This window comes from Microcoleus sp. OTE_8_concoct_300 (genome assembly GCF_031383065.1).
In the GTDB taxonomy this organism is placed as follows: Bacteria; Cyanobacteriota; Cyanobacteriia; order Cyanobacteriales; family Microcoleaceae; genus Microcoleus.
On sequence record NZ_JANMZH010000774.1, the window covers coordinates 1 to 3,443 of the forward strand.

Here is a 3,443-nt window from a genome sequence, read left to right on the forward strand (position 1 = left end):
AACCCATTTTTTGATAAAATTCGTAGGGATGACCGCGCAAATTTCTAATTTTGGCGATGTGTTCCCAAACGTTAGGATAAAGATTGATGCCTGAAAGAGTGGTTTGATTGTCTTCGTCGTCGGTACCTACCCACAGCACGATCCCTCCCCGGTTTTTAGCTTCTGCTGCTAAATCAGCTACGAGCGATCGACCAATTCCTTGTCTGCGAAATTCTGTTCCCACTACCAGCGGGTGCAGTTCCCAAACATTACCGTCATACTGTTTAATCCCGCCAATCCATCCCAAAACTTGATTGCTGTCGCCGACAGCAATTCGACTGATGCGATCGGCTCCGAAAGATTCTTGCACTTCTTGCAAAGCTGATTTTATATCGGGCCAAGCATCGGGCCAATGCTCTTTAAAACCTTCAACTATTAATCTAGCTACCTGTTGAATTTTTGGCTGGTCAACCGCACGCAAATCTGTAATTTGTACGTTCATGATTTTACATACTAAATCAAGGATTACGGACTAATACGCTCACAAACGGGATTTTATAACCGGGGTAAACGGCAAAAACGAAGTCAGGACTCACGAGGGCAACATTCGCTACAGCTTGCCCGCCAGCTTTCATATTTCAGTTTAGGCTAATTTTGCCATAAAATCGGATTTTGCGATCGGGTAAGGGCGATCGATCTTCTGCAGGGATAATTTGCGATCGCTAGTTTGCTAGATTTGAGGCGATCGGCTAATCCTGAAAATGCTATAATTATTAACAAGTTGTGCTTAGGGAGACTAAGGAAAATGCTGATCGCACCATTTGAAGAAAAAATGTGGGAGAGTTCGCCCACCAAAACTCGCACTAAAATATCCGATAGTGAAATCAACCATAAGTACGAGTTAAGAGAGAATAGAATTCTTACTGAAATCAACCGTGAAAAGCTTCCGAGTTTTGTCCAGGCCTTAAAGAATCCTGGTTATATGAAAATGCGACCATTTTACCAAAGAAGGGCGCGTTGGACTACCAAAATGCAATCCAAACTCATCGAATCATTTCTCATCAATATTCCTGTTCCATCAATAATTTTATACGAAAAAGATTACAATTCCTATGAGGTGATGGATGGTCAACAGAGAATTACTGCGATTCAGGATTTTTATGAAAACAAGCTTACATTAACAGGGCTTGAATTTTGGTCTGAATTAAATGGACGTACCTACAATCAACTTCCTCAAAAAATTAGAGCCGGTATCGACCGTCGTTCTATATCATCGACAGTAATTATTGCAGAATCAACCTCCAATCCTGAAGAGGCTCTATTCTTAAAACAAAAAACCTTCGAGCGTCTTAACACTGGAGGCGTAGATTTAAGTCAACAGGAAGTGCGAAACTGTTTGTATTATGGAAAGTTCAATGAACTGTTGCTAAAATTATCGCGCTATCCCATATTTGCAGAAGCTTGGGGAATTCCGACAGAGGATAACAGCGCCGAATTGGAGAAAAATACCCTTTATAAAAAAATGGAAGATGCTGAGTTAGTGCTGCGTTTTTTTGCTCTCAGAAATGTTGATAAATTCCAACGGGGAATGGAAGGTTTTTTAGATTTGTACATGATGAGAAGTTTAAATTTCGATGAGCAAGATATCAATCACTTGGAATTTATTTTCCTCAAAACTATCAGCATAGCTCACCTAATTTACGGAGAGCATTTATTCAAACCATTTGACCAGAAAACTCAAACTTGGTCTAAAAAGAGTTATAAAGCATATTATGATGCAATTATGGTTGGTTTGAGCAGGTACTTGCCCGATGAAACAAAAATAATCGCTATAAAAGATCGAATTATTGAAGAGACAAAGAACCTCTTTAAAAAACCTGAATCTACTCTTCTCACAGGAGGTGGAAAAACCAAGGCAGAGATTCAGGCTCGAATCAGGATATTTGACGAAATGCTTTTGCAAGTTATCGGAGAGTAACTTGCGATGTTTGATGAGCTTCTCGAGACAGTCTGTCTTAAAATTTCCACTGTCCGTTCGATGATAAAGATTAACGATCGACTTAGAAAAATCGTATTTCAAGACAGTTTAGATATCAAACAGTTGAAAGAAAATCCTGAATTTGCCGCATTAATAGAAGTAATCTCTAGCAAACCAGAATGGCGAATTTACGATCGCTGTGCCGTAGTAACCCGATTGTATGCTATTTACGAGCGCTTCGTTGAGGATTTAATTTCGGATTGGCTGCGACTCATGCCAGATTTGGTTCCACGTTATTCAGACTTGGGAGAAAAAATCCAAAATACCCATCGAGAGGGTATAGGGCGTTTATTGATTCACCTCAAACAAAATAGGTTTAAACACCTTTCAGTTGAGAAAGTAGTGCAAGGATTATCCTGTGGAATTACTGACACTGGAAAATACGAGTTACTTCCTGATGCTTTTTTATTGCACGAGCAAAATTTACGGAATGACGTGCTAGAAACAGTGTTTAAAAATGCTGGAATTGATGAGGCATGGAAATGGGTAATTAACCACAAAGAAATTAAATATTTTGTAGAGGAAGTTCGCGGCAGTAAAAATACAGCAGAAGGAGAACTCAAACAACTGGTTGACTATCGGAATGAAGCAGCACACGGCTCTACAGATGAGATTTTGGGAACTCAAGAACTGTTGGACTTAGCTGATTTTGTTGAGGCTTTATGTAAATCCCTTGCCGATTTAGTCACCTACAATATAATTTTACTCCAGAGAGATCGAGGGCTGGTAAGGGAGATTGGAAAAATTACTGAGTGGCTCCCAAAGTCGCAAGCAGGCGTAGCCAAAGTTCAGGAAGTTACTTTAACTGTAGGAGAACGTGTTTTTCTAGTCTTAGTTAATAATAAATTGTCGTACTGCTACTCTCCTAAAATTGAGAGCATTGAGCTTAATGATATTTCCCACAATCATGTGGAAATAACCTCGGAGGAAGAAGTAGGGTTAAAGTTCGATCGGGATGCCAGAAAAGGATTGACTATTTATGTAACTAGCTCGTATCGAGTTGACTGAATATTGTTAAGCTCTACCGATTTCAACAATATTTTCACCATTTTGCAGCAACTCCAAAGCTTCAGGAAAAGCGCGGGTAAAAATGCGTTGCAAGTCTCTATTGGTAATATTCCCACAGGTTAACCACAGAATTTGTGGCGGGCTTCCTAAACGAATTACTAAATCGATAAAATCTCGATCTTTCGTGATAACAACAGTGCCATAACCGTTAGCGCGAGCTGCATTAAATATCTCAATATCCTGAGCGTCTGACAACCCAATATCCTGTAGAGTTACGGCACTCACACCAAATGTAATACTCAACCATTCTGCGAGACTAGGAGGAAGTTGAGCATTTAGCCAGAAAATCATACAGCAATCCTCGGAAAGTCAATTCGGAGTGCAGCAAACAGCAAGCAAGCTTGAATATCTTCAGGTT

4 protein-coding genes are annotated in these 3,443 nt (G+C 39.9%); 2 read left to right on the top strand and 2 right to left on the bottom strand.

Going from position 1 to position 3,443, the window contains the following annotated elements; all coding sequences use genetic code 11:
• Positions 1-481, bottom strand: a 481-nt coding sequence (locus ACUVJL_RS34810) for a GNAT family N-acetyltransferase (RefSeq protein ID WP_445249988.1), incomplete at its 3' end; no start/stop codon positions are given.
• 303 nt (positions 482-784) lie between these two features.
• Here ACUVJL_RS34810 and ACUVJL_RS34815 point away from each other — a divergent pair.
• Both ACUVJL_RS34815 and ACUVJL_RS34820 read left to right on the top strand, forming a co-directional pair.
• Positions 785-1,957: a DUF262 domain-containing protein gene (locus ACUVJL_RS34815; RefSeq protein WP_445249989.1), complete on the top strand. Its 1,173-nt coding sequence runs from the start codon at positions 785-787 to the stop codon at positions 1,955-1,957.
• Positions 1,958-1,963: 6 nt separating this feature from the next.
• Positions 1,964-3,025 (top strand): MAE_28990/MAE_18760 family HEPN-like nuclease, encoded by a 1,062-nt coding sequence (locus ACUVJL_RS34820; protein ID WP_445249990.1) that lies wholly within the window; start codon positions 1,964-1,966, stop codon positions 3,023-3,025.
• 6 nt (positions 3,026-3,031) lie between these two features.
• Here the strand turns inward: ACUVJL_RS34820 and ACUVJL_RS34825 are convergent, their stop codons facing one another.
• The gene (locus ACUVJL_RS34825; RefSeq protein ID WP_333444063.1) at positions 3,032-3,376 is read right to left on the bottom strand and encodes a DUF5615 family PIN-like protein; all 345 of its coding nucleotides are present in this window, start codon (positions 3,374-3,376) and stop codon (positions 3,032-3,034) included.
• Between the last annotated feature and the right edge of the window lie 67 nt (positions 3,377-3,443).

Bases quoted from the DNA above. Each gene is read 5' to 3' on its own strand.
- ACUVJL_RS34820 (WP_445249990.1), top strand. From the start codon at position 1,964: ATGTTTGATGAGCTTCTCGAGACAGTCTGTCTTAAAATTTCCACTGTC.
- ACUVJL_RS34815 (WP_445249989.1), top strand. From the start codon at position 785: ATGCTGATCGCACCATTTGAAGAAAAAATGTGGGAGAGTTCGCCCACC.
- ACUVJL_RS34825 (WP_333444063.1), bottom strand. From the start codon at position 3,376: ATGATTTTCTGGCTAAATGCTCAACTTCCTCCTAGTCTCGCAGAATGG.